Source organism: Paraburkholderia sp. RL18-101-BIB-B (assembly GCF_046026985.1).
GTDB lineage: Bacteria > Pseudomonadota > Gammaproteobacteria > Burkholderiales > Burkholderiaceae > Paraburkholderia.
The window spans coordinates 1-508 of record NZ_JARESV010000199.1 but is presented as its reverse complement, the minus strand read 5'-3'; the positions used below and the strand labels follow the sequence as shown (position 1 = coordinate 508).

The window sequence follows — 508 nt, the reverse complement described above, 5'->3', positions numbered from 1 at the left end:
GGCACGGCTAACGCCCGATGGCGACAAGCCGAGAGCATCTGCTGCGCGCACGAAACTGCCGCTCTCGGCGACTGCGGCGAGTACGGTGATGCCAGAAAACAGCCGACCATCAAATGTCATGCCCTCTCCAAGGCTCATCTCATTCAGATAGTTTAATCACGAGTGATTTGAACAGCACCTACTTTATTCAACAATCAAAAAATGGGAGATTGTCCTCCTGAACGCTACGGCGTCTTGCGCCGCAAACCAGGACCAGCTTGGGAGAGCAACCATGGAAGCTTTGAAGACACAAGGAATTGACCTGCCCCGCCTCGGATTTGGCACATTCCGTATGCCGGGCGGAGGTTGCCAGCCAGTAGTTGAAAGTGCGCTGGAGCTCGGGTATCGACACATCGACACCGCCGAGATGTACCAGAACGAAGAAGCCGTAGGCGCCGCAATTGCGGCCTCGGGTCTCGCGCGAAAGCAACTGCATCTGACCACCAAGGTATGGCACGAGAACCTCGCG

2 protein-coding genes are annotated in these 508 nt (G+C 56.3%); one reads left to right on the top strand and one right to left on the bottom strand.

All coding sequences use genetic code 11. The annotated features are described in order from the left end of the window. Window positions 1–120 (bottom strand): helix-turn-helix domain-containing protein (locus tag P0D73_RS46715; protein WP_408436538.1); only part of this gene is annotated, 120 nt, incomplete at its 3' end. Between the two features lie 151 nt (window positions 121–271). Between P0D73_RS46715 and P0D73_RS46710 the strand changes: the two genes are divergently transcribed. After that, window positions 272–508, top strand: a 237-nt coding sequence (locus tag P0D73_RS46710; RefSeq protein ID WP_408321495.1) for an aldo/keto reductase, incomplete at its 3' end; no start/stop codon positions are given.